The 24048-nt window shown below is 55.9% G+C and carries 19 protein-coding genes and 1 tRNA gene; 7 read left to right on the top strand and 13 right to left on the bottom strand.

Features of this window, described 5'->3' with window-relative positions:
- Nucleotides 1–152: 152 nt before the first annotated feature.
- The 7 genes from ACR0BT_RS08200 to ACR0BT_RS08170 form a co-directional block, all read right to left on the bottom strand.
- On the bottom strand, nucleotides 153–1442 hold the full coding sequence (locus tag ACR0BT_RS08200; protein WP_480762914.1) for a dynamin family protein: 1290 nt from the start codon (nucleotides 1440–1442) through the stop codon (nucleotides 153–155).
- A complete protein-coding gene (locus ACR0BT_RS08195; RefSeq protein ID WP_170407302.1) occupies nucleotides 1439–3481 on the bottom strand; it encodes a dynamin family protein in 2043 nt (680 codons plus the stop codon). Before ACR0BT_RS08195 ends, ACR0BT_RS08200 begins: the two co-directional genes overlap by 4 nt.
- A 68-nt stretch (nucleotides 3482–3549) precedes the next feature.
- Nucleotides 3550–4413 carry a hypothetical protein gene (locus ACR0BT_RS08190; RefSeq protein ID WP_170393923.1) on the bottom strand — a complete coding sequence of 288 codons (864 nt, stop codon included), beginning with the start codon at nucleotides 4411–4413 and terminating at the stop codon, nucleotides 3550–3552.
- A gap of 22 nt (nucleotides 4414–4435) precedes the next feature.
- Nucleotides 4436–4837 carry a hypothetical protein gene (locus ACR0BT_RS08185; RefSeq protein WP_170511880.1) on the bottom strand — a complete coding sequence of 134 codons (402 nt, stop codon included), beginning with the start codon at nucleotides 4835–4837 and terminating at the stop codon, nucleotides 4436–4438.
- A gap of 25 nt (nucleotides 4838–4862) precedes the next feature.
- On the bottom strand, nucleotides 4863–6512 hold the full coding sequence (locus ACR0BT_RS08180) for a dynamin family protein (RefSeq protein ID WP_480762913.1): 1650 nt from the start codon (nucleotides 6510–6512) through the stop codon (nucleotides 4863–4865).
- Nucleotides 6513–6520: 8 nt separating this feature from the next.
- On the bottom strand, nucleotides 6521–8521 hold the full coding sequence (locus tag ACR0BT_RS08175; RefSeq protein WP_170393929.1) for a dynamin family protein: 2001 nt from the start codon (nucleotides 8519–8521) through the stop codon (nucleotides 6521–6523).
- Nucleotides 8522–8523: 2 nt separating this feature from the next.
- On the bottom strand, nucleotides 8524–8937 hold the full coding sequence (locus ACR0BT_RS08170; protein ID WP_170393931.1) for a hypothetical protein: 414 nt from the start codon (nucleotides 8935–8937) through the stop codon (nucleotides 8524–8526).
- Between the two features lie 768 nt (nucleotides 8938–9705).
- On the opposite strand from ACR0BT_RS08170, the gene ACR0BT_RS08165 reads away from it, so the two are divergent.
- A tRNA-Leu gene (locus ACR0BT_RS08165) sits at nucleotides 9706–9790 on the top strand.
- 50 nt (nucleotides 9791–9840) lie between these two features.
- Here ACR0BT_RS08165 and ACR0BT_RS08160 read toward each other — a convergent pair.
- Entirely contained in the window at nucleotides 9841–10458 is a 618-nt protein-coding gene (locus tag ACR0BT_RS08160; protein ID WP_170393933.1) for a TetR/AcrR family transcriptional regulator, read from the bottom strand.
- 161 nt (nucleotides 10459–10619) lie between these two features.
- On the opposite strand from ACR0BT_RS08160, the gene ACR0BT_RS08155 reads away from it, so the two are divergent.
- The 5 genes from ACR0BT_RS08155 to ACR0BT_RS08135 all read left to right on the top strand — a co-directional run bounded on the left by ACR0BT_RS08155 (nucleotide 10620) and on the right by ACR0BT_RS08135 (nucleotide 15164).
- The gene (locus ACR0BT_RS08155) at nucleotides 10620–11549 is read left to right on the top strand and encodes an AEC family transporter (protein WP_480762912.1); all 930 of its coding nucleotides are present in this window, start codon (nucleotides 10620–10622) and stop codon (nucleotides 11547–11549) included.
- A gap of 102 nt (nucleotides 11550–11651) precedes the next feature.
- Nucleotides 11652–12485, top strand: a complete 834-nt coding sequence (fghA, locus tag ACR0BT_RS08150; protein ID WP_170422726.1) for an S-formylglutathione hydrolase — start codon at nucleotides 11652–11654, stop codon at nucleotides 12483–12485.
- 3 nt (nucleotides 12486–12488) lie between these two features.
- A complete protein-coding gene (gene sthA / locus ACR0BT_RS08145; RefSeq protein ID WP_480762911.1) occupies nucleotides 12489–13949 on the top strand; it encodes a Si-specific NAD(P)(+) transhydrogenase in 1461 nt (486 codons plus the stop codon).
- Nucleotides 13946–14401, top strand: coding sequence for a YaiI/YqxD family protein (locus ACR0BT_RS08140; protein WP_170393941.1), 456 nt, complete (start codon nucleotides 13946–13948; stop codon nucleotides 14399–14401). Before sthA ends, ACR0BT_RS08140 begins: the two co-directional genes overlap by 4 nt.
- A gap of 142 nt (nucleotides 14402–14543) precedes the next feature.
- Complete coding sequence (locus ACR0BT_RS08135; RefSeq protein ID WP_170422724.1) at nucleotides 14544–15164, top strand: HAD family hydrolase; 621 nt, start codon at nucleotides 14544–14546, stop codon at nucleotides 15162–15164.
- Between the two features lies 1 nt (nucleotide 15165).
- Here ACR0BT_RS08135 and ACR0BT_RS08130 read toward each other — a convergent pair whose 3' ends face one another.
- The gene (locus ACR0BT_RS08130; RefSeq protein WP_480614051.1) at nucleotides 15166–16407 is read right to left on the bottom strand and encodes an MFS transporter; all 1242 of its coding nucleotides are present in this window, start codon (nucleotides 16405–16407) and stop codon (nucleotides 15166–15168) included.
- Between the two features lie 148 nt (nucleotides 16408–16555).
- On the opposite strand from ACR0BT_RS08130, the gene zapE reads away from it, so the two are divergent.
- Nucleotides 16556–17614 carry a cell division protein ZapE gene (gene zapE, locus ACR0BT_RS08125; protein WP_480762909.1) on the top strand — a complete coding sequence of 353 codons (1059 nt, stop codon included), beginning with the start codon at nucleotides 16556–16558 and terminating at the stop codon, nucleotides 17612–17614.
- 31 nt (nucleotides 17615–17645) lie between these two features.
- Here zapE and ACR0BT_RS08120 read toward each other — a convergent pair whose 3' ends face one another.
- Genes ACR0BT_RS08120 through ACR0BT_RS08105 form a run of 4 tightly spaced genes read right to left on the bottom strand, consistent with a single transcriptional unit; the run spans nucleotide 17646 to nucleotide 23893 of the window.
- A complete protein-coding gene (locus ACR0BT_RS08120; RefSeq protein ID WP_170635810.1) occupies nucleotides 17646–18920 on the bottom strand; it encodes a bifunctional folylpolyglutamate synthase/dihydrofolate synthase in 1275 nt (424 codons plus the stop codon).
- Nucleotides 18917–19849 carry an acetyl-CoA carboxylase, carboxyltransferase subunit beta gene (gene accD / locus ACR0BT_RS08115; RefSeq protein WP_170393952.1) on the bottom strand — a complete coding sequence of 311 codons (933 nt, stop codon included), beginning with the start codon at nucleotides 19847–19849 and terminating at the stop codon, nucleotides 18917–18919. Before accD ends, ACR0BT_RS08120 begins: the two co-directional genes overlap by 4 nt.
- Before the next feature lie 59 nt (nucleotides 19850–19908).
- The gene (locus ACR0BT_RS08110) at nucleotides 19909–20808 is read right to left on the bottom strand and encodes a CPBP family intramembrane glutamic endopeptidase (RefSeq protein WP_480762908.1); all 900 of its coding nucleotides are present in this window, start codon (nucleotides 20806–20808) and stop codon (nucleotides 19909–19911) included.
- A complete protein-coding gene (locus ACR0BT_RS08105) occupies nucleotides 20798–23893 on the bottom strand; it encodes an ABC transporter transmembrane domain-containing protein (RefSeq protein ID WP_170407253.1) in 3096 nt (1031 codons plus the stop codon). Before ACR0BT_RS08105 ends, ACR0BT_RS08110 begins: the two co-directional genes overlap by 11 nt.
- Nucleotides 23894–24048: the final 155 nt, after the last annotated feature.

Raw genomic sequence — 24048 nt, 5'->3', positions numbered from 1 at the left:
CCATCATCCCACAATATGTTGTGTTTACCTGATGGAAGAAATGGATTCTATACCGCCGAAATAGACGCTTGGTCCACGAATTCGAAACAATATCGCGGCGATTCCGAACGCTTCGAATCGCTGCGATGCGGCTCAATTCAAGCGGGAAAAACTTATGTGCCGGTTTTTGGGGGCGCCGACGCAACAGAGCTGCCCGCCCAAGCCAGATTGTCGCTGAGCTGTGCGAGAATGCTTATTGCATCCTTCAGCGGTGCGTCCCCGGTTTCAAACTGCAGCAACAGCAACAGGTCAGTGGCCTTTTCAAACTCGGCCGGAATCCAGTCTGCTTTGGGATCGATTTCGGTACCAGATTCTAACCTTTCGGCAAAATCCTCGACGATTTCCTGACAGCTTTGCAGGAAGGCCGCCGGTTCAATATCTGAGCTTTCGCGCAGATCGTTGTAAATGCTGGCGATGGCCGCAAGCCAGTCTTCAAGGATCGGATTGTCCAGGGGGGGCAGGGCGGCCTCTAGGCTTGCCTGCACAGTATTGCCGTCGGCCTCAGCGCGATCTGTCGAAGCCGCACCAGTAAGGTTCTCCAGATAAGGCATAAACTCTTCAGCCAGATCTTTTTGGGCGGCCTCAAGATCATGGCGACGGTGATCAGAGGCTATGTGCAAAACCTGTTCTGCCAAGTTCTGCCCGCCACAGGTTTCCCACAAAGCAAAGTCGGGTTCAGGCTCTTGTTCCATGGCCCGTACCGCTACCGGGGTGCCGATGGTCACAACCGCGCGAAACAAATCGCCCTTCTCCTTGTTCAGGCGTGCGACTACCCGATCCAGAGCATCCCGCACCGGAGGCAAATCGGCATGTGTTACAGCCAACAAGCTGTTATTGCGCAGCTTTTGAGGGACCTGCGACCACAAATGGCGTTCGGTTTCACGCCAGGCGTTGGTGCCATTGGTGCACCAGATCGCACAATCCACATAGTCGAGCAAATTTAGAGTCTGTTTGTAGGTATCATCCAGTGCACCGGCACCGGGCAAATCAAACAGCGAAATCTCCTGCAGGGCAGGGGTATTCAACCCGACCGAGATGAAATCGGGTTCATCCGCCGCTGCCTTTTCCAGCGCTATACCGGAATAGACTTTGGGTTCCTTGTCCCACCAACCAACGGTTGTCTCAGGCGTATCGGCATAGGCCACGATCACCAGGGGCAATTTTAGATGCTGCGGCCCGGTGGGCAGAATGTCTGCCCCCGCCAGCATGTTGGCAAGGCTGGACTTTCCGGCTCCAAACTCCCCGGCAAAACCAATGGAAACCGCGTTCGAAAGCCGCTCGGCATGGGCCAGCGCGCGGGCGCGCATATCATCCAGCTCTGCCGATGAGGGTGCATTTTCGGTGGCGGTCAGGAAACGCTCTAGCTGGCGCACTTCCTTCTCGGTTCCGGGGAATTCAATCATTCTGCGGCCTCTGCCTGTCGAGTGTCCACGGGTGCAGTTCCGTGCACCGCCCCTAGTTCATCGCTGATGCGCCGCGCTTGGTCAACCGCACGTTGCGCTTCGGCGCGCGCGTTCGACCCATCGGGGCCTGCGCGATGTTCCAGATGCCCGGCCAGCAGCGCCATATAATGGTCAAGAACGGTTTTCATCCGTTCGATCAGGTCGCTTCTGGCGGTATCTACAAGATCGTCTCCGATCATCTCAAACTCTTGAACGATCATCCGTTCGGCGCGGTTCAACACACTGCGACGCGATATCAGTCGCGACAGCCATGTCACACGCAACTCAACCGTAATGCCACGCGTCAGCGCGCTTGTGTTCGGACGGAACCAACGCACCGCACTGGTATTCATGCGATTGTCCACGGGTTCCTGCCATCCGGGCAGGGCGCGCAAAGCAGCATTGGTCTGCATATCGATAGCGTAAAGCTCACTAAGCATGCGCTGCCGTACCACCTGTGTCGCGCCCTGAACAAGCTCGCGCATCCGCTCACGCAGAGGCGTAAAGTTCAGCTCGGTATCTCCGTCTTTGGCCAGCAAAGGCGATTGCCCATCAGGGCCGCGCACAACGATCGAGACAGCCTCGGCGACGGTGTCATCCATAACACCCCGCAAATTGGCCAATACATCGTCCATATCATTGGTGATGGCCTTGGATTTATCTTCAACTAGCGCACGCAACTCAGAAAGCGTTTTGTTGTTTTCTTCGACATCCGCTGTGTCGGGACCATCCTTTTCTTCAATCGCACGAAGCCGCGCAGTGCTGCGCTCAAGCTCACCTTGGGCAAAACTGTTGAGGTGCTGCCACGCAATATTAAGCTGTTCTTGGCGCGGTCCTTCGGTCAGGGCTTTGGTCACATGACGGCGCAGATCGGGCAGGCCCGACGCGATCATCGCGGCAAATCGCAATACACCTTCGCGGCTGATGGGGCCGGGGCCTTGTTTGATCTCTTCGACGCCGTCAAGATATTGCTTCATCTGTTCGGGATGCGCCCTCAGCCACGCCAATATCTGATCATGGTCGATTCCGGTTTCATCCCCGGTCAGCGCATAATGGGCCCATTGGGCGCTGCCCATCAGAACGTCAATCTCCGAGTTGCCAAGCGCCTGTTCGAGCCCGTCCAATACGTCTGTGCGCACCTTGCCGGCATCTTCGGCGCCACCGCCCAACTCGTCCACGCGGTTGATGAAGACCACGATCTGACCAAGCTCTAGCGCTTGCATCAGGCGGAATAGCTTCAGATCAGCCCGCGACAACGCCTGATGCGCAGACAGCACGACGACGAAAAAGTCGGATTCCTTGAGATACTGGCGCGAGATCTCTTCACGGATCAGCAGCGGGTCATTGACACCGGGTGTGTCTGTGACTGTCACCGGATACGGAAAATGGCCAATGTCAAAATAGACCTCGGCCTTACGGGTGATGTCGCTGTAAAGGCCCCGATCTGAACCGGGGTCATACTGGTCTTCATCTGTCGGGTCATCCCCGGCACAGACATAGCGCGCTAGGTCATCCGAGGTCAGTTCATCCAGATCGTGATGCTCGCCAAGAAGGTGTTTGTAGCTTTCCCCCAAGCGTAGCTTGGCGCGGGTTTTCATTGCCTCGACCTGCTCTTCGATCATCTCGCGCTTGTAGCTGTCCTCTTCATCAGGGAACATGTTGCGCAACTCTTCACCTTCGGCGATCAGGGCCTGCCATTGGCGATTGTCGAAGAAATGAAACTCGGCGCCCGACGTCCGACCGGACGGATGACCGAAATGCATGTCGGTGATCACTGTCGTCCATGGGTTCACGTCCGAGGGTAGATATTCTGCATGCCCGGTGAAACCGTTGATCAAGCGCGATTTTCCGGCCTTGATTTGACCTACGAATGCTATCGAAGGCTTGAGGTTCGACAAGTCGTCAACGATGCGCGAGATGAAGTGACGCGTTTCGTCATTGCTCGTCCCGTTCATGTCTTCTGCGATGCGAATAAGCTCGCGGCGGTTTAACTCGCTCATAAGATTTACCCTGGTAACTCGTATTTTGTTTAACTTTGCAAAGTGGACACTATTTGGCAGGAACGCGGTTATTCAACGGCGCTATTCAATGTTTTCCATAGGTTGACGACAGCGCCCAGCTTGCGGGCGTCATGAACGGCGGCGGCGGTTTCCTGACCGTCGCACAAGATGGCGAGACCCGCGCCTTGTCCACCTGTCGGGCGAATGACGATCAGCTGTGGATCAGTTAAAGCATCGGAACCATCGGCCTGCCATCCCGCCAGATCCCGGGTGAATCGGGCCAATATATCCGTGTCCGGATGTGCGTCTTGGCCCTGCGCACACAACCCGTCAAATTGCATCTCGTCTTCAGTCGACCCAATCAGTATTCGACCTAATGCGAACCGATCCGCGCCCTCAAAGAATTTTCCGGCAATACTGGTGGCGCCTTGTGACGCAGTTTCTGGCTGGGCTTCTGGTTCTAAGGTCTGGTCGGAAACGATGGCCATGCGTGGCTCTTCGATTAGTTCAATCCGCGCGCAGGCCGCTTCGACCTCCGAAAAGGTAACCCCTACGTCATCAGCCTCAAGCGCCGTATCCGGGCGCAGAGAAACCAACTCAAGCGGGCCGGGTGCCGTTGCAATTTCCGACACCACTTGCGCCAGTCGTTCGATCAGTTTTTCGCGTGCTTCGGTTTCAAAATCCGGGACAGGACCCGAAGCACAGCGGAATACGTCGGTGACCCGAGAGCTGTTGACTTCGATAGCCAAAGTTGCCCCGTCAGCCGCCGTAAATTCCAAACGCCGAGGCAAGATCGTGCCCCGGATGGCCCCCAGCACCTCATTCCGGCGTAACAGTGCGCTGCTACCCGATAGGTAGATTGCTGGCGATAAGCGCGCGACCGAAGTCCGCCCGATCCCTTCGAGCATATCCAGTATTTCACTATCCATCATGCGTGACCCCCTCTGGTCCCGTCTACACCGCGGCCGCCACCGGCCCGAGGCTGAGATGTGATTTCGTAAGCGCCAGCCCGACATTCGCGCTGTCGCGGCAGATATAGCATACCACGTGATCAGGATATTCTGTTGTCCTGAGAAAGATGTGCAGCCGGTCGTTTGAGAACACCGCGATTTCCCCAAATCCGGGGTGTTCAGTATCATCGATTTTTGCCGCACGCAGAAGTTCTTCGAATCCCTTCATACCGCGTCCCTGAAACAGATTAGCTACTGCAAGTGCGAGATTTTCGAGCGCATCAGCGCTGTCTTGGTCCGCCGCGTCGACGCCCAATAACATGCCGGTCTCCATGTCGACATACCCGGCTGCGATGCAGTCGGGTATGGTTTCGATGGCCGAAGCCAGAGCAGAGTCAATCGACATTCAGATGCCCACCTTCGGGTTTAATCTAAATCGCATGCCACTCCGCTCCGCCGTTCTTGCGAGCCTCAGAAACGGCGCGCGGTATGTCTTGATTCCGCTTAGCGTCATGTTCCAACGCAATCTGGTCAAACTCGGACAAGAATGCTGCAAAGGCGCTTTTCAGGCCATTTGCATCGTCAGGCAGGTTCTCACGCGCCACGATTTCACCCCACATTGCTGCAGCACTGAGTGGCGTTTCTATGAGGCGATCGCCCAAATCATCTGCCTTGTCATCGGCTGCATCTTCAATCTCTTCGGCAGCAGCTTCACCCACCATTGATACGACGCGGTTTGGAGCCAGCGCATTCGATTCGGGCTCCGGTTCATATTCGTCTGCCGAGTTTTCCGACTGTTCCGCCAACAGGGCCGTAATCGACGAAACCGATACTTCGATATCTGATGATTCTTCGGCGTGTTCCGACGGCTCTTGTTCGGTGTCCGCAGCTTCGACTGCTTCCGCTTCGTCCTCTTCTTCACCCAAGACGATCAGTTCGGCATCTTCCTGCTCTTCCTCATCATCGTCATCCATGAAATCAAACTCATCCACGTCGGTGATGGGGTTTGCTAAGAGGTTCAGATCCAGCGGATCTTCCGTCTTGTCAGAGAACAAGGCACGTAAGTCTTCATCAGCAGGCTCCGCTTCGGTAGCCATTTCCGCGCGCATCCGCTCGGCTTCTTCTGCATCAATCCGCGCCTGTCCGGGCTCCTCGGTGCGGCGTTCCACGCGGGCAGGGCGTACCGGGAAACTTGTAACCACATCATTCTCGGCAGAGTCATCTTCCATCGGCGTGACAAGTTTCAGCGGCGCATCGCCAGAGGTTTTCTCGGGCCGCGATGGCTGAACTTTGGGTGCGTCTGACAGGGATTTGTCAATTTGATAGCGCGACAGCATATCCGCACGGCTGTCCATGATCTGCTCAGTGATCTCAAGGAAACTGTCGACCATCTTGCCGCCGCCGCTGCGTGACCACAGCTCGGCGTCACCGGTTTTGTCACGGGCCATGATAGCATCACGGGCCGAGAACAGGATCGTGCGATTGAACAAATGACCCGCTTCGCGATTTACGCGGCGCAAGACCTTCTGCCGGTCTTTCTGATTCAATGCATCTGCGCGCGTCACCAGCAAAAGCGATTTATGCTGCAGCCGTTCCGGCAGCGAAACCCATGTGGCACGTTCAGTTTCGCGCCAAGCTTGGGTCGAGTGCGTGCACCACAACACACCATTGGCCTGGCCAACTGCGCGTTGCCAGACATCCGTCGAAATCTTCGGGTCCGAAATGCCGGGTGTGTCGATCAGGTCGACCGCCTCAAGAATGTCGGCTTCAAGGAAGATGCGAATGAACTGGGCGTCGTTGACACCAACCTGTTCAAGCTGATCCAATTCGATATTCTGCGTACTACCATCATGGCGTTTGATATAGGCGGGTCGATTGCCCCAGCTGAACCAGATCGGCGGCAGTTGCGTCGCTGTGACCTGCGTCGGCAGTGCCTGTTTGCGCAGCAGGAAATTCATCAACGTCGATTTGCCTGCACTGAATTCCCCCATGAGCGCAAACACAGGTTTGCGGCGGGACCACTGCTCGATGCGGTTCCAAGCCTTGGGAGAGACGAAGCGGGTTTGCGATTCTTTTACCATAACTCTTCTTATGCTGCTTCGTTACTAAGGTCTTTCAGGATATCGCCCAGAATATCGTCACGTGATTTCTGCGGCTTCTGCTCGGCCATCTGGGCCGCTGCCCTTTCAGGCGATTGCGAGATACTGAGCAGCGTGTCCTTCTGTTCGGCAATAAAGTCGGTCAACGTGGCCCGCACGTTCTCTAGTACGGCGGCGATCTGGTTTTCCTCGATGTCTTTGGTGATCGAGTTCGCCTCGGACGCGATCAGTCGCGTATAATCTGCGGCATAGGCTTCGAACCCTTTGCGGCGTTGCCACCAACGTCGCCACCATGTGCTCTGCAGGTCCAGTGCGATTGTGCGGCCAATCCCTAATGGCGGGGGTACACGCGGCACGATCGGGGCTTCGATGTTGAATTCACCTAAGTGGTTGCCCAGCAGCTTCTGATACAGTGCCTCGACATCCGCTGCAGCAGCCGAATACAGAGCACCGGCATCCTTACGCATGGATCGGGCAAAGCTGAAATATGCCGCCTTCTGCAAGGTGCGCAGACCTGCCGGATCATATTGCCATGTACCCTGCTCACCATTCTGTTCCAGATGTGAGATCAGAGAATCCGTCGCACGTTTGACAAAATTTGCTTCTGCGGACGCAAGTCGCTCTAATACCTTGTCGCGCAGCTTGGTTGTCAGTTCCGAGGCTTTCTTTTCGTACTCAGCCGAAACCTTTGCGATCGCTTCTTCGGGCGACGCACCGTCCAGATCCCGAACGATACCGTCGGAGTTTGACAGCGTCTTGGCCACTGCAGTAGCCCGGATCTGGCTGGCGATGTTGCGCGCCCGATGGCGAACGCGATCCAAAAGACGCGTTCCTGCACCCTCAGCGATACGCTCATTCATGGCGAGCAGCAGATCAGGCAATCCTGATAGCGCCCAGATCTTATCCAGCGATGCAGCCTGATCGCCAAATCCGGCCGCCAGATAGAAGGTGTTCAACGCCTCGCGCGATTCCTCAGTTAGAATGTCCGGGTTTCCGGTTAGCGCAGCCTCGGCCCACAGAGCGCTGCCAAAAACAACGCTGGTGTTGGCGTCTATGTTGTTCTGTTTCAGTGTATCTTGAATACGATCACGTATCTCAGGCACTTGATTGACCGGGTCAGACAATTCATCGATGCGGTTCACGAACAGGATGATCTGGCGGTTCTCGAACTGCGCGATGATCCGCATTAGCGCCATGTCCATCGTAGTCAGCGCCTGGCTGGCAGCCAAAACAACAACACACACCTCTGATCCACGCAGGCTGCGTAGGGTGATTTGTTCGCGTACCATAAAGGTATCGTTCACACCTGGGGTATCGCAGAGCTTGAGCGAGATCGGATATTGCGGGATATCCATGAACAGCTCGGCCGATTTGGTCACATCGGCGAAACGGCCCGTCTTGGGGTCGATATCCGGGTCATCCTCATCCCCAAGGCACACATACCGCTGTATCAGTTCATCATCGAAGTAATCATACTGGTGGCTCTGACCGAGAATCAGGTCAAAGTGCTTCCCAAGCCGCTCTTCTGATTTGGCCTTCATCTCGCCGATTTGACGGCGAATATCGTCCATCTCATCATCGGCACCGGCTCGATTGGCCAACTCGCCCAGACGACCGCCGCCAACCATCAGATTGTCCCATTCTTCCTGCTCGAAGAATGTGAATTTGGAACGGGTGTCGCCTTCTGTGCGGGTGTTGATGTTCAGCGTTGTAACCACCGAGGTCCACGGGTTCACATCCGAAGGCAAAAGATTTGGCCGCCCGGCCAATATGTTCACGATCGAGGATTTGCCGGCCTTCACCTGCCCCACCATCGTGACACTGGCGGTAAAATTCTCCATTTTGGTCTTGAGCGCAGCCAGCCGTGCGGAAGACCGTGCATCCGCCACCTCTGTCAGTTGGTCGATCTGTGTCGTCAACGAGGTCATTGCCTCTGTCATCTCAGACAGGGACTCGTTTCCGACAGACAGAAGGTGGTCGTTACGCGCCATGGTCAGCCTCCGGTACCAGTTGCAGCGATGTGGTTCCCTGCCCCGTCAGGCAGGCTTGCAAGCGTGTCGATTCGTGCGATCAGGTCCAGCGCGTTGCCGAGGATTGCGGCCTCGGTTCGCGGTGAAATCGATTCATATGCGAAAGAATCAGCCAGAACTTCGATTGAACTGAAGCCTTCACCATTTTCCAAACAAGCCACACGGCGTCCGGTCGGAAAATCATCTGTTTTGTTGGCAGGCAGCGGCATGCGGGCATTAGCCAGCAAGTAGCGATTGCCCGAATGCGTCCGGAGAGCGACGCCGAATCCTGTGCCAGGGTGCTGACGGTTCAGGGTTTTCAGTTCGCCAATAAAGCTTTCACGCGCAAGGCTGACAGCGTCTTGCTCGGAAGCAACGGATTTGATCTGGTTGGTCACGACAGAGACCCTTGTTCTGGAGTTGAGCAGAAACTCGCACGGTGCCAGAAGGCAAAAAGACTCATTAACTCCTGCGCCCAATCAATTACGATTACCGCGGTGTTATTTTGACGCGAATAGGATATTTTGGCGTTTGAAATGTGGCACAATTATGATGGCGTCTCATAGAAATACCTCAACCTATGAGAGTGTAAGCCACGACGTTGACGAGTTGCCCAAGTTTTTATGGCTTTGATTGCTTGTTAAAAAGCCCGAGGTTCCGTGGCGTCAAGGATTTACATGCTGCTTCTTACTTTTTTGAAATATATAGAAATAATTTCTATTTCTGTGATCGAAGGAACCCCTGATTGAAATTCGATACGAAACCACTCACCTCAAGTTACACTTTTTTGAAATGTGCCCCACACAAAGTAATCTTTCAGCGACTCAACGTATGCGAGTTTAAGATAAAGAGAAAAATTGTGATAAATGTTCGCTAAATGGAAACAAAAAGAAGGACCAGAAAACGGGCCTTCACACAGGTGAAATTACGACCAAAACCAGCACCTGAGCACTGTTCGTGCTGAAAAGACTGGCCAAACCGCATTCTCACTGTCCAAGGCACGTTCTTTAACATTTGGCACATGCGAGTTCTGGTTAAACTTACTTGGGCAAAGGATTGTTTCCAGCGAGACGATAATAAACTGCCCTCTCGCTTGATTTTACCTCTCGCACTCATTCAAAAGCTTTGCTATTCAGCGCGTCGTCGCGGTGCTTCGGCATCGGGTTGCGGGTGTGGCGAAATTGGTAGACGCACCAGATTTAGGTTCTGGCGCCGCAAGGCGTGGGGGTTCAAGTCCCTCCACCCGCACCAACACGACTTCTTACCATCAATGTGACTTATCGCTGGCGAACTTACGCAGTTCAAACGCCGTAGCGGGCCATAAACATGTCGACGGCCTGCAATGCGACCTCGTCGATTTCGTTCTGGTCAAATCGATTTTGGATACCGAACGCCGCGCGGCCCCATAGTCGGACTTTGCACAGTTCAGAAAACTGCTCGGCCGCGATGTTGACGTCTTCAACCGCCAACTCACCTTTACCAACCGCCTTGGTCAGATATTCGGCCATCTGGCGTTGGCCGTTCTTCGGTCCTGCTTCATAAAACGCTTTACCAAGCTCGGGGAATCGGTCGCGCTCGGCCACACATATGCGAAAGACTTGCTGCGCGAAGTCCGAGACGAGAAAAGCCGTAAGCTGAGTGGCTGCTATCGTCAGCACCTCGCGGGCTGGCTTGGTCTCATCGATCATCGAAAGGATGCGTTCAGACATCAGGCGACATTCGGTCTGGGCAACCTCGGTGAACAACAGTCGCTTGTCGGGGAAATAGCTGTATAGCGTTGCCTTCGAAACACCCGCCGCACGCGCGATGTCATCGACGCTTGCACCTTCAAACCCATCCGCCATGAAAACCTCTCGGGCCCCACGTAACACCTGGTCGAATTTACGGCCTGTACGCAGGATGGTGGCGGCTTGGGTCATGGTGTCTCCGGATTGCGATATCCTGCAACACTATAAACCGTTCGGTTCAGTTTCAACGCTTTTCACTCCGATCGCGGTTTTGGCACAACGTTACGGCTTCAATCGTACCGCCGACCGTGCGTCAACCTTGCGAGCCAGACCAGCCATGTTAACACGTTGCCATGGTCGAGATATTTCTGCGCACTCTCCCCTTTTTCGCAATCATCGGCCTGGGGTTCTGGGCCGGACGCAGCCGGTTTTTCCCTCCCGAGGCGACAGCATATCTAACCAAGTTCGTGTTTTTCTTTGCTTTGTCGGCTATGCTATTCCGGTTTGCCGCCACCCTGCCCTTTGCCGAAATTTTCAACGGTCGGCTGGTGATCGGGTATCTGATCGGCACTGCTGGCGTCTATGCGCTGGCGACGGCTATCGCTTATCTCCGAGGGCTGGACATCCCCACCGCCGCGGTCGAGGCGCAATGTGCTGCTATTGGCAATGTTGGGTTTCTGGGCCTGCCCATGCTTGCGCTTTTATTCTCCGAAGCTGCCATAGGTCCAGTGATGTTGGTGCTGACAGTTGATCTGGTTGTGTTTTCCTCATTGATCGTGATCCTGATCAACGGTGGCCGCGATGGTCGGCTCAGCCTGGGGACGATGCGCCTGATCGGGATTGGCCTGCTGAGAAACCCCATGATCTTGTCAATCTCCGCCGGATTGCTCTGGTCTGCATTAAAAGCGCCTGTACCGGTGCCTCTGAATGATTTTCTGACGATTCTGGGCGGCGCTGCTACGCCAGGTGCGTTATTTGCAATCGGGGCATCACTGGCAGACAAATCGGCCGAGCGCATCCAGATCGCGGGCTGGTTGAGTTTTTGCAAACTGGTGCTGCATCCGTTTTTCGTGGCACTTATGGTGATTTGGCTGATCCCGGTTGCCTCATTCCCTGCGATGGTCGCAATCGCGGCGGCGTCTTTACCAGTTGCAGGCAATGTTTACATGCTGGCCGCGCACTACGGTGTGGCCCCGCAACGGGCATCTGCTGCCATCCTGTTATCTACCATCGCCAGCATTCTGACCGTCCCGCTGGCGATAGGATGGGTCAACGGATTCTGATCTTCACCTTTTCGAAAAATGAGCTTTCCAGAGGTGGCTGCACTTTACGCCGACGCTGCAGACCGGTAGCCATGGCCCGGAAACAACGTAAGGATCAGCTTGATGGAAACCCTTTCGGAAAATGCCTGTTTTGGTGGTGTGCAGGGCGTTTATCGCCATGCTTCCTCGGCCTGCAAATGTGATATGACATTTGGCCTGTTTCTTCCAGCCGAAGCCAAGGACGGCCCCGTTCCTGTTCTGTGGTACCTGTCGGGCCTGACCTGCACCCATGAAAATGCCATGACGAAGGCGGGTGCCCAGGGCTGGGCGGCCGAACAAGGCATTGCTCTGGTATTCCCCGATACCTCGCCACGCGGCGAAGGTGTGGCGGATCACGAGGACTATGACCTTGGCCAAGGTGCAGGGTTCTATGTCAATGCCACGCAAGGCCCTTGGACGCCTCACTTCAACATGTGGGATTATGTTGCCGAAGAGTTGCCGGCCCTTCTGGCCAAGAACTTTGCGATTGATCCTGATCGTCAGGCCATCACAGGACATTCGATGGGTGGGCATGGCGCATTGACGCTGGCGATGAACCTGCCCGGGCGTTACCGCTCTGTTTCGGCCTTCTCGCCGATCTCGAACCCCATGGGGGCGGATTGGGGCCGCAAGCAACTCAGCGCGTATCTGGGCGATGATGAGACCGCATGGGCCAAGCATGACGCGTCGGCGATGATGAAAAGCACAGGCTTTGACGGACCGATCCTGATCGACACCGGTGCAAACGATCAGTTTATGGATCTGTTGCGCCCGGAGGCACTGGCGCAGGCAATTGCCGAGCGTCGCCAGCAGGCCACTTACCGACTGCAGCCCGGCTATGACCATTCCTACTATTTCGTGTCCACCTTTATGGAGGATCACATCACCTTCCACGCCGAAGCGCTGTATGGGGACTGAGGCATGAGCAAATATGACTATGACCTGATCATCATCGGCTCGGGCCCTTCAGGCCGGGCAGCGGCGATTCAGGCAGGCAAATTGCAACGCCGGGTGCTGGTGATTGACCGCAAAGACCGTTTTGGTGGCGTTTCGGTACATACCGGCACGATCCCATCGAAAACCTTGCGAGAGACGGTGCTGAACCTGTCAGGCTGGCGCGAGCGCAGTTTTTACGGGCGTTCTTACCGGGTCAAGGATCAGATCAGCGCAGAGGATCTGAAAGCACGGCTGCACATGACACTCGATCACGAGGTCGATGTGCTGGAGCATCAGTTCAACCGCAACCATGTTGAAACGCTGAACGGGTTGGCGACGTTCACGGGGCCACACGAGATCGAGGTGGCTACGGATGCAGGCGAATCCACGCGTCTGACAGCAGCCAAATTCCTGATCGCCACCGGCACCAAGACCTACCGGCCAGATTACGTGCCTTTCAATGGCAAAACTGTCGTCGATGGGGATGATTTCCTTGAGATGGAGGAAATCCCGCGTTCGCTCTGCGTGATCGGTGCGGGCGTGATCGGCGTTGAATATGCAACCATGTTCTCGGCGCTTGATGTCCGGGTGACATTGATCGAACCGCGCGAGACGTTTCTGGATTTCATCGACAAGACACTGATCCACGATTTCACGCATCAGATCCGTGAAAATGGCGTCGATCTGCGGTTGGGGGCAGCCGTCGAGAAAATAGAAGACGCCGGTAGCCATGTTGAGATCACGCTGGACAATGGGCGGCACGTCCGGGCCGAGATGCTGCTGTTTGCAGCCGGCCGGATGGGGGCGACCTCGGCGCTGAACTTGGACGCGGTTGGCATTGAAACGGATCATCGCAATCGTATCAGCGTGGACCGCAAGACCTATCAGACCTCGGTGCCGCATATCTATGCCACCGGAGACGTCATCGGGCATCCGTCGTTGGCCTCAACTTCGTTGCAACAAGGGCGGGTCGCGGCCTGTCATGCGCTGGAGACTCCAACCCTGCCGGAAAGCCCCTGGTATCCGTATGGGATCTACTCGGTCCCCGAAATCTCAACCTGCGGGATGTCCGAGGAAGAACTGCAGGAGCGTGGTATTCCCTACGAAGTGGGTGTGGCCCGGTTCCGCGAAACCTCGCGCGGGCACATCATGGGGTTGGAGCATGGCATGCTGAAAATGCTATTTTCGCTCAAGACCCGGCGGGTTCTAGGTGTGCAAATCGTTGGCGAAGGGGCAACCGAGCTGATCCATATTGCACAGGCGGTGCTGAACCTGAAAGGCACGGTGGACTACTTCGTGCAGAACACGTTCAACTATCCGACCCTTGCCGAAGCTTACAAAATCGCGGGGCTGGATGCCTTTAACCGGATGCCCATTCCGGACGAATTCAAGGTGCGCAAATCGACGCCAACGGCGAAGTCAGCCCCAAAGGTCAAAGAGGCGTGACGACGCTTTACATCGACGGGGATGCCTGCCCGGTCAAGGCCGAGGCTGAACGGGTGGCAACCCGGCACAAGGTGCCGATGGTTCTGGTCTCAAACGGAGGCCTACGCCCCTCCGCCAACCCGTTGGTGCAGGTAGTGATCGTCGCCTCGGGAGCAGATGAGGCGGATAAGTGGATTGCCGAACGCTGCGGCACCGGCGATATTGTCGTTACCTCTGATATACCGCTGGCCGCCAAGTGTATTGAAGCCGAAGCACGCGTGCTTCGGCCCAGTGGTGAGGCTTTCACCGCGGCCAATATCGGTCAGCAATTGGCAATGCGCGATCTGATGGCGGACCTTCGCGCGGCAAACCCGCTGGGGACAGGTGGCGGAGGAAAACCATTTGGCAAAGCCGACCGTTCGCGTTTTCTGGATGCGCTTGAGCGCGAGATACGCGCTGCCCTTCGCAGGTAGTGCTCCCGCCGGTCAGAGACGCATCAAAGATGCATATCCTTCCGTTGGGCTGGGCAGCGCGTGCCGCGCTGCGGTTGGCGCTTGCATCTCTGACCTGCGCTTGGTTCAGTCGGTGGTGATTGAACTGGTATGGGATTAAGTCATGGCCGTTGAAGCCGTCATCTTTGACATCGGAAATGTGCTGATCGAGTGGCAGCCCGAGCGCTATTATGATCGGGTAATCGGCGAGGATCGTCGTCGCGCCATGTTTGACGAGGTCGATCTGCATGGGATGAATGATCTGGTAGATCAGGGCCATCATTTCACGGATACGATTTACAATTGGGCGGACAAGTACCCGGAATGGCGCGATGAGATCCGAATGTGGCATGACAACTGGATCGAACTGGCCGCGCCCGAGATCCCACATTCAGCGCGACTGCTGCGCGCGTTACGGACCAAGAAGATCCCGGTCTTTGCCCTGACGAATTTTGGGGTTCAGAATTTTGACTATGCCACTACTGTTTATCCGTTTCTGAATGAGTTTGATCGTCAATATGTCTCGGGTCGGATGAAGACGGTCAAACCTCATATGCCAATTTACGAAATGGTTGAGGCCGATTGCGGCATCCCTCCCTCGGCGCTTTTGTTTGCAGATGACAGGATCGAGAATATCGAAACAGCAAGGGCGCGCGGATGGCAAACGCATCACTTCATCGATCCGCAGGGTTGGGCGGATCGATTGGTTTCTGAGGGGCTGCTGACCGCTGAAGAGGCCGCATAGCTCAGGCTGTCACGCCGGTTGGTGAACGATTTTCGCGGATGGGCAGGTGAATGATGGCGCTGAACGCTCCGATAGCGACGCCGATCCACCAAACCATGGTGTAATCACCGAATTGGTCGTACATGCGCCCGCCTAACCAGATGCCCAGAAAACTGCCGATCTGATGGCTCAGGAATACGATCCCGTAGAGCGTGCCCATGTACCGCAGGCCATAGAGATGTGCGACAAGGCCAGATGTTAGCGGTACGGTCGCCAACCAGAGCGACCCCATCACAAGCGAGAATGCGATCACGGACAAGGGCGTGATTGGGAACACGATGAAGGCACCTGCGGCAAGCGTTCGGCCGGTGTAAACCGCCGCGAGCAGGTACTTCTTCGGAAAGTGATTTCCAGCCCATCCGGCCAAAAGGGTTCCGCCGATATTGGCCAACCCAATCAACGAAATCGCAATCGCCCCCAAGGCTGAAGTTGTGGTGATCCCCATCGAATGTAAGAGGCCTCCGGGTTGGATCGGGCCGCACATCTCGGTGACGAAGGCGGGGAAATGGGCCGTGACAAAGCCCAGTTGATAGCCACAACTGAAAAAGCCGATCGCAATCAGCGAATAAGACGGGTCGCGGAATGCCTTGGACAGGATCTGCCCCATACTCTCTTCTAGCTCCGTCCTGCTGACGGGCTGAGGCGCGCGCATGAATGGCAATGTCAGGATCAATGCAAGGATAGCCACCGCAAAGATCAGAAACACTTGCTGCCAGGGTAAGAAAGTCAGCAACCACTCTGCTGTGGGTGCGCCAATGACTTGCCCGAAACTGCCCGCTGCGGTGACAATCGCCAATGACATCGAGCGGTTCGCATCCGATGAGGCACGACCTACGACCGCAAGGACCACGCCAAACCCCGTCCCAGCGATCCCGAAACCCACGAGCCAGGCATACATCTGATGTTCAAACGGGGTAACGGACCATGCCGTCAGGACCATTCCCGCCGTATAGGTCAGAGCGCCCAGAACGATGGCGCGCCGATCACCTATCTTTTCCGCAATGGCGCCAAAGATCGGCTGGCCGATCCCCCAAGCCAGGTTTTGTATGGCGATCGCCATCGAAAAATCGCTGCGTAGCCAGCCGAACTCATCCGCAATCGGTATCTGGAACACACCAAAAGAGGCGCGTACGGCAAAACTGACTGTAATTACGATGCAGCCGACGATCAGGATCGGGTTCAGCAAACGGGTGGATTGCGACATTAAGGCTCCGAAGATTGGTTCCAGCAGACGTTAGCGGTACAACTCGGCGCGTCAATTCAGGAGTTTTGTGACGCCAGTTCAGCAAAATTGATGTGTCTGGAAAAAAGGTTTCTTTTCAACCCACGAAGCGATCGGTATGGCTCAACTCATGACGGTTCTAATTTCGCACTATGAAGATCTTATTGCTGATGGGACACTGACCCGGGACGACGCGCAAGAGGCTGTGCTGCCCCGGTTTGAGCGCATTCGAGCAGCCTTGGCCGAACCGGTTAAGCGTGGATTTTTCCGCAAAGCGCCGCCGCCACCCAAGGGTTTGTATCTTTGGGGAGGTGTTGGGCGCGGCAAGTCGATGTTGATGGACATGTTTGTCGAGACATTAGGTGAAATCCCAGTTCGACGGGTGCATTTTCATGCGTTCATGCAGGAAATCCATTCCGGTCTGCACAAGGCGCGTGAAGACGGCGTTGAGGACGCGCTGGTCCCTGTGGCCGATGCAGTCATCAAATCGGCGCGGGTGCTGGCCTTTGATGAGATGCAGATCGTCGATATCACCGACGCGATGATCGTGGGGCGGTTGTTCGATCTGCTCCACAAGGGTGGTGTCGTTATCGTTACGACTTCGAACAGGCATCCGGATGATCTATATAAGGATGGGTTGAACCGGCAGCTTTTTCTGCCTTTCATTCAGCATATCAAAGAGCAACTGGAAGTGTGGGAGTTGGTTTCACCCACGGATTACCGGCAGAACCGACTTGAAGGCTCGTCGGTTTACTTCACCCCCATCGGGCCCGAAGCGCGGGAAAAGATTCGTGAGGTGTGGAATGATCTGTCGGGTGGACCGGCAGAAGAGCTGGCCCTTCAGGTGAAGGGTCGCGAAGTTGTCCTGCCCGCCTTTCGCAACGGCGTTGCACGGGCCTCGTTTTATGACCTCTGCGGACGAATGTTGGGTCCAGGAGATTACCTGGCTATCGCAGAAGCGCTGAAGGTACTGGTTCTTGAAGACATCCCGCGTTTGTCACGCAATAACTTCAATGAGGCAAAGCGCTTCGTCACCCTGATCGATGCGCTTTATGAGGCGAAAGTTCGGCTGATTTGTTCCGCCGCCGCCGACCCCGAGATGCTCTATGTCGAAGGGGAAGGAACTTTTGAGTTTGAGCGTACGGCCTCGCGCCTGCGGGAGATGCAAGACAAGGATTGGGGCAGATAGGGGCTGCTGCCCTGGCGCAGGATCTTTTTCATCAGGCGTTTTCTCTAAGGATGTTTCCCGCAAGATAAAGCGACCCGCAGATCAGAATGCGTGCATCAGGGGTTTGAGCGGTGATTGCGGCGAGCGCGTCTGTGACGCTGTCTGCTGTCGTGGCGGCCAGATTCACCTTAGCAGCAGCGGCGGCGGTTTCGTCCGCGCTCAGCGTATTCTGCTCACCCGGGATCGATACGGCCGTCAGGCTGTCTGCCCTTTGGGCCAATGGCGCGAGATAACCGGTGACATCTTTGGTATTCAGCATACCACAAATCAAATGCGTGGGACGTTCTGGTAGTGACGCTAAAACCTCGGCCAAAGCAGTGCCTGCAGCCGCGTTGTGACCACCATCCAACCACAACTCAGCTTGAGGCGCCTGCTCAACCAGAGGACCGATTTTTAGCCGCTGCATACGCGCGGGCCATTCGGCCTTGGCCACAGCGGCCTCGTAGGCATCATCGCCCATTTGCAGGTGGCGCAACGCAGCCAACGCCGCGCCTGCATTTTCGATCTGATGAGCACCCAGTAGGTTTGGCATAGGCAGATCGCGCAAACCGGTTTCGTCCTGATAAATAAGGCGACCGTTCTCAGTATGAACATGCCAGTGCTGCCCGTGGACCATTAGCGGAGCGCCCAGACGGGCTGCGGTATATTCGATGACTTCCAGCGCCTCATCTTGCTGCGGGCCGACGATGCAGGGAACGCCCGGCTTGATGATTCCGGCTTTTTCAGCGGCGATCTTGCCCAAAGTGTCGCCCAGGAACTGCTCATGGTCGATCGAGACGGGGGTGATGACCGTCAACTCGGGCCGTTCGATCACGTTGGTGGCGTCCAGCCGCCCGCCCAGCCCGACTTCGAGCAGCGTATAGTCAGCTTTGGTGCGGGAAAATGCCAGCAGCGCGGCGCAGGTGGTGATTTCAAAATAGGTGATGTTCTCACCGCCATTTGCGGCGTAACACTCATCCAGCACGGCGGTAAGGTCGGGCTCGGAAATCAGCTCACCTGCCAGTCGGATTCGCTCGTGAAACCGGGCCAGATGAGGTGAGGTATAGGCATGGACCGCATGCCCTGCCCCTTCAAGCCCCGCCCGGATCATGGCCTGGGTCGAGCCCTTGCCATTGGTTCCAGCGATATGAATGACCGGAGGCAGCTTAACCTGAGGATTGTCTAGTGCCGCCAGCAAACGCCATACCCTGTCCAAGGTCAGGTCGATGATCTTGGGGTGCAGCGCCATCATCCGGTCTAGGATGGCATCCGAAGATGGGGAGGTCATTTTTCGACCGCGTCCTCGGTGGGTGCCTCGGTTGGGGCTTCTTCCGGCTCGGGCGCAGGAAGGTCGCCTTTGACCGCAGGGGGCTGCTTCATCAGCATTCGGGTGATGGTGATCAGCTCATCCCGCATCTCGGTGCGTTTGGTCACTCGGTCGAGCATTCCGTGATCCAGCAGATATTCAGCGCGCTGGAATCCTTCGGGCAGTTTCTCACGAATGGTCTGTTCGATCACACGGGGTCCGGCGAAACAGATCAGGGCATTGGGTTCCGAAATATGAACGTCACCCAGCATCGCGTACGAGGCTGTAACGCCGCCTGTAGTCGGGTGGGTCAGGACAACAATATAGGGCAGGTTTGCTTCTTTGAGCATCTCCACTGCGACCGTCGTACGCGGCATTTGCATCAGGCTCAGAATGCCTTCCTGCATCCGCGCGCCGCCGGCTGCCGAAAACAGGATCAGGGGCCGCTGTAGCCTAACAGCCTCCTGTGCTGCAGCAATGATGGCATTGCCTACATACATGCCCATCGATCCGCCCATGAACGAAAAATCCTGCGCGGCAGCCACGATCGGGGTACGGCCGATTTCGCCAACGGCGACCAGCATCGCTTCTTTCTCGCCGGTCTTTTTCTGGGCCGCCTTCATGCGGTCAGGGTATTTTTTCTGATCCCGAAACTGCAGGGGATCGTCTTTCGGTGCCGGGACATCAACCTCGGAAAAAATACCGCCATCAAACAGATGTTGGAACCGATCGCGCGGCGTGATTGCCATGTGATGGTCGCACTGGGTGCAGACATTCTGGTTTTCCGCCAATTCGCGGTGGAACAGCATGGTTCCACACTCATCACACTTGTGCCAAAGGTTTTCGGGCACTTCGCGGCGCGAGAAGATCGAATTGATCCGGGGGCGGACGTAGTTTGTGATCCAGTTCATGTCGGAACCTTGATAATGCGGCGTTGACGTCAAATAAGACGCAATGCCGGGAAATGCAATCAGCGCCTGAGGACCAATCTTGCGGTGAGCCACCCCACGATCATCAGCGCAAAGTCGACTAGCAACCAAGGTCGCAACGCTTCGGCGTCCGATGCCTCATAAGGAAGATGGAACAAGGCCAGGCCACCAAGGTTGTCGGGAAGCGAAATGACAAGCAGAGCCGCGATGTTATTGAAAAAATGCAGCGCAATGGCGGGGCCCAGCGTACCCGCTCGCGCGGTCAGATCGGCGGTCAAAAGCCCAAATGTCAGCGCCCAGATGGCAATCAAGACCGCATTGTCTCCGACCGTCGCGGGGCTGTAGTGGCCAGCTGCGAACAAGATTGATGGCAGACCCATCCAGATCAGCGGAGACCGAAACCGCGCGGCGAGGCCCTGTTGCATATAGCCTCGGAACAGGATTTCCTCGGCGCTGGTCTGAATCAGCACCGCAACAGCGGATAAGGGAAGCAGCAAAAGCCATTTGGTTAACGCGAGGTTCGCCACCAATGGTGCACCAAGGTCATAGGGGGGGAGTATGAATATGACTGCACCCAGCAGAAGCAATGCGCGAACAACGCGCCAAAACTGCCAGATTGCGATGGATTGTTCGCCCAGGACCGAGGCAAGTGACCGGTGCTGAATTAGTCGTGCCCCCAACGCCACGCCAATAGTGACAAAAATAAAGCTGGAGAGCACAATAAGGAGCGCTGTTGGCGACGATCCATTCAAGAATGTGACCGCCGATCCTGATGAGCCAAGACTGGCAACGATTGCGAACAAGATTGCATTGAGCGTGACCACAACCACTGAGACCAGCGCAAGACCAGCCAACAAGCGCCATATCTCGGGATATCTGCGGGCGGCACCTAGCAATTGCTGATGACTTGAATAGGCCCCCCGCCTTTCATTAGTGCTCATCGGATTGCTCAGCACTTACCGAAGGCAGGTCATCCCCAATTGGAGTGTTGGGGTCACGCAACCGCTCGGACACCGTGGACAAATATCCGGCCACGGTTTCAAGCAACCTCATCGCAACGCCCGCGTCACTTTCAATCACAGCACGCAATTCCTCCGCGCCGATCCGCAGGAACGAGCAATCCGTGAGGGCTACCAAATCCAATTGTCGCGGCTCATTGGTGATAATCGCAAGATCGCCGATAAGGCGCCCGGGTTCTACTATCGAGAGCGAACGCATTTCACCGTGTTCATTCAGCCAATTCAGGCTTGCCGAACCTGAAATACACAAATACGCCGCATCGGGAGCCTGGCCACGTGCGAAAATGGTTTGACCTGCCGCGACCTCGTACCATTGGGCCGAAAACGCCAGAAGACGCTGGTTGCGCCCATCGACTCGTGAAAACAACTCGGTCGAAGAAATGATCTTGAGTTTCCGGCTCAGGTCGTCCGTCCCGGTGTCTTCGGCATCGGTGGACACGCGTGAGACACCATCGATGCGACCGTCCTTTATTTCAACAAATAAATCATAGGCTTCCGGATGGGCAAAATGATCCTCCATAAAGATCATGATCGAGTCGGGTAATAACTCGCGCAGCTTCAGACGGGTCCGCAGGCGGCTTTCAGAGTCGTGGCTGGCCAGTGCCTTGTCGAGTATCAGGATATCGGGGCGTTTGATCCCGGCACGAGAAAAGGCAGCACGCTCCTGAAACACTGTCGGAAGGTTGTTCCCACCTAACCCGGAGGGCAGGTCGTAGATGATCGCGGCGGCCCTTCGGCGCAGCCCGGCCTCGTTCAGAACCTCCGCGACCAGATCTTCGATCTCTTCTGCATGAGCACCAGCCATGATGGATACCCGACCATACAGAGCGTTTTCCATTGCTGTCAGGCGGGGAACGTAGACGTCCGGTGACACCGGCACGAACATCGCACCCATAGCGCCCCGCAGCCGTTCGGCCTGACTGTGACGAATGGAAAGGATTTTGTCCTTGTACTCCTCAGGGAAACTCGGGCCGATTTGTTCAGCGGTCAGCATGAATGGGACGGTCAACAGCAGCGCACGTTCCTGATCGCCGATGGCTTCTTCGCCCTTGGTTTTGCGGCGCTCTTCGATATCGAGCAGACGGTGGTACATGTCTTTTGACATGCCAAGCCGCAAGAACAATGGGTGATCGGCCCCATCTCGCCCGAAAGTCTGGTTTAGGGTTTCCAGAACGGCCTGAGCGATGCTGAGCGCGTCATCATCCAGGCCATTGCCCGTAAGCAACGACAGAAACCGGTGGTCCCCCGCCAGAATGTCCGGTGCGATATCATGCGTCGGCGAAGCGAACAGCAGGTTCCCGCCCAAGGGCACGGCGGGATTGAACTGGTCAGGATCGAACCGATAGACATACTTGTCCAAACCGCGCTCTTGCAGGCGTGTAGCAACGGTATCTCGCAGATCGACTATTTCTTTCGCCAGCACCGGGTGTACTTCCGGGTCGAACTGAGAGCGCAAAGTGCGCCGGAACATAAATTCATCAATGCCCATCGCTTCGACAAGCTGGAACCACCAATCGCGAATATCCTCGATGTCATCAAGACCCGCGAGGCTTGGATCGATCCATTCATCGGACAGTGAATCGGGTGGGTTCCCGGCGCGCACGGCTTCGATCTGGCGGCGTGAGGGGGCCTGCAATGCACCACTTTCGTGTTGAGGATGCGTGCGTAGCGGCATTAGCAGGTTATCACCCAATGTTCCGTCGAACAGGTAAGGGCGTGAATAGGCATAGCCGATCCGCGCCGCAATCACCGCCTGATGCAGGCTGTTGAGGTTGTGGCCAGCCATCAGAACCTCGCCTTGAACCGGCAGCACTTCGCGCGTCAGCAACTGCGCAAGCGCACTGCGTTCCGAAGCGTGTTTCGACTGAATCGCAACCCGAGCGCCTTGGGGAATGGTAAGATCAATATCCTCAAGGATGGTCTTGCCGTCATCATCACGAACGGTCACGTTGCGCAGCTCGATATCGCCGGTCAGGTGCGGGATTGCCTCGGGGACGCCCTCAAACAACTGTTCGGGTATCATATTCGATGGGGCAAACCGTTCGGTCACAATTTCCCAGCGCAGTGACATGTCCTGTACTTGGTTGTAGTAGGTCAGAAGATCCTTCCAAGGGCCGCTGAGGTCTTTATATGCGCCCAACGCGGCGACTAATGCGCCCACCGTCACCTCGCCCGTGATCGCCAGATAGCCGCCCACTGAATAGAACAGGAAGGGGGTCATCTGAGTGATCAGATTGTTGAGGAACTTCATGAAGAACTTCTTGTTGTAGATCTTAAAGCGGATCTCGAACAAGGTTCCCAGCCGATGGCTGAATTGCGCCAGACGATAGCGCCAGCCGCCATTGGTGCGCAGATCGCTAATACCAGCAGCGCTTTCGCCAATCTCAGAGCTCAGCCGCCGGACCTCCTGAATGCGATCCTTGTTCAGAAGGTTGATCTGACGTTGCAATTTGGGAATCAGCCAGGCCTGCAAAGGGATCAATGCAATACTGGCCAGACCAAACCACACGCTTTGCATGAAAAGAAACGTGACGATCGTCATCATCTGGCCGAACTGAAAAACGGGCTGCGCAATGGCATCTCCCATCAACCCGCCCATGGGTTCGGCCTCGGACGTGATCATCGATACCAGTTCACCCTGGCTGGTGGTGGCGAAATAGGATTTGGGAAAGCGCATCGAGCGGCTGATCAAGGTAAAGCGAAGGCGACGCAACATCCGCTCGGCGAGAATGCCTTTCATGGTATTGATGCGCATTTTCATCACGCCACTGGCGATGACAGTTGCCAAAAAGGCAAAGCACAGAATCAGCAGGTACTGCACCTGTGTCACGGTGATACCGAGTACTGTCACGGTGTCTGCGGGCGCACCAATCGCGTCGTTGATGATCTGCTTAGGAAGCTCCAACGAAGCGTAAAGGAACGGAAATGACAGAACGGTCAGCAATAGTAGGACCAATTGCTGTTTTTTCGAATGCTTCCATATGAATGAAAATAGGGTGGGTTCCATTCCCCTGCCTCATGATGAGCCTGTATGATCCGGGACAAATGCCGATTGCCCGAGCGACGACGGTAAGCCTCGGCCCGAGCTATTGCAAGAATGGCGGCTCTTTGCGACGCAGAAACCAGCTGGATAGGAGATCACATTTAGGATTCGGGAAGATT

The organism is Ruegeria sp. CJ6, assembly GCF_056536665.1.
Note: the sequence above shows the minus strand (reverse complement) of the source record. Positions and strands in the feature narration are given on the sequence as shown.